The organism is Pseudomonas tumuqii, from assembly GCF_013184545.1.
Lineage (GTDB): Bacteria > Pseudomonadota > Gammaproteobacteria > Pseudomonadales > Pseudomonadaceae > Aquipseudomonas > Aquipseudomonas tumuqii.
In genome coordinates this window covers 1-1,865 of record NZ_JAAOJA010000045.1, presented here as the reverse complement: position 1 = coordinate 1,865, position 1,865 = coordinate 1, and the positions used below count along the sequence as shown (strand labels likewise).

Annotated in this window: 1 protein-coding gene; it reads left to right on the top strand. The window is 60.4% G+C overall.

The features are described from left to right. The first annotated feature begins 369 nt into the window (after positions 1-369). Positions 370-1,791 (top strand): group II intron reverse transcriptase/maturase, encoded by a 1,422-nt coding sequence (gene ltrA / locus G9C89_RS24845; protein ID WP_172153361.1) that lies wholly within the window; start codon positions 370-372, stop codon positions 1,789-1,791. Positions 1,792-1,865 lie beyond the last annotated feature (74 nt).

Below are 1,865 nucleotides of genomic sequence, written 5' to 3'. Positions count from 1 at the left end.
CGCTGGTGACTTGGAGGTGAAAGTCCTCTACATACCCGGCAAGGGGAAGTGTTAGCCAGAGGCAAGGGTGTCGCGGGTGACTGCGAATCTGAAGGAATCCCGAGGCAAAATGCTGGCCTGACGAACAGGAAGCGGGTGAGGCGGCGCAGCGGGGTAAGGTGGCCAAAATCGCCAAAGCCCAATACTTGCACGGAACGCTGTGACGTAAATCCGACAGGCATAAGCAGGAAGGTCGCGCGAATTACCCTGGGAGATCTGTACGTTTGCCAGTGTGCTACCGAGCGCCGCGAGGCGCCGGGATGAGCGTGCAGAAGTCAGCCGAGGCCGTAGTAAGTGGCGAGTACCGCGCCACCAAGGGCCGAACAGGTTATGCCGCCAGTAGGCGTCAGAGTCTCGTCGAATGTCGAAAAGCAGAAATTTCTCCGAGGGAGAACTGTGACCCCTAGTCCCGGACAGAATCCGCGGGCGACGGCTGGCAGTGCGCAGGCATCGGCGGCGTCTGTGACGTGGACGAACGCGGAGCTGGACACGCTGATGGCGCGGGTGCTTGCACCGGCCAACCTCAAGCGTGCGTATCAACGCGTGGTCAGCAACAAGGGCGCGCCGGGTGCCGATGGCATGACCGTCGACGACTTGGCTGACTACGTGAAACAGTATTGGCCGGGCCTCAAAACTCGGTTGCTGGCCGGTGAGTATCACCCGCAAGGTGTACGCGCCGTCGACATCCCCAAGCCCCAAGGTGGCACCAGACAGCTGGGTATCCCCTGCGTCGTGGATCGCCTGATCCAACAGGCCCTGCTGCAACAGCTCACACCGATCTTCGACCCGCTGTTCTCGGACTACAGCTACGGCTTCCGTCCGGGCAGAAGCGCTCACCAAGCCATCGAAACAGCCCGTGTCCATGTGGCAGCGGGTCACCGCTGGTGTGTGGAACTCGATCTGGAGAAGTTCTTCGATCGGGTCAATCATGATGTGTTGATGGGCCATGTGCAGCGCCAGGTTGAAGACAAGCGGGTGCTCAGGCTCATCCGCCGTTATCTCGAGGCCGGGGTGATGTCGGGCGGTATTGCCAGCCGACGGCAGGAAGGGACGCCGCAAGGCGGCCCGCTGTCGCCGTTGTTGTCGAACATCCTGCTCAACGAACTCGACCAGGAGCTTGCGCGGCGGGGCCATCGCTTCGTGCGTTATGCCGATGATGCGAACATTTATGTGCGTAGCCATCGGGCTGGCGAACGCGTGATGGCCGGTGTCGAGCGCTTCCTGAATCAGAGTCTGAAACTGACTCTGAATCGGGAAAAGAGCCGCGTGGCACGGACTTGGGTCTGCGACTACTTGGGTTATGGGATGAGCTGGCACTTACAGCCGAGGCTGAGAGTGGCAACGATGAGTCTGGATCGCTTACGCGACCGGCTCAGAGACCTGCTGCGTAGAGCGCGGGGTTGCAAGATGGCCACAGTCATCGGGCGAATAAACCCTGTGCTGCGTGGTTGGGCGGGCTACTTCAAGCTGAGCCAGAGCAAACGGCCACTTGAGGAAATTGACGGCTGGGTACGGCATAAACTGCGCTGTGTCATATGGCGCCAATGGAAGCGACCCTCAACGAGGGCGCGCAACCTGATGCGTCTGGGACTCAGCGAAGCACGCGCCTGCAAGTCCGCGTTCAACGGTCGAGGCCCATGGTGGAACTCGGGCGCGCCACATATGAATCAGGCGTTGCCGAAGAAGCTGTGGGATAACCTTGGTCTGGTCTCGATACTGGATACGATAAACCGGCTTAGCTGCATAACCTGAACCGCCGTATACGGAACCGTACGTACGGTGGTGTGAGAGGACGGCGGCTGTGAAGCCGTCTCCTACTCGATTCC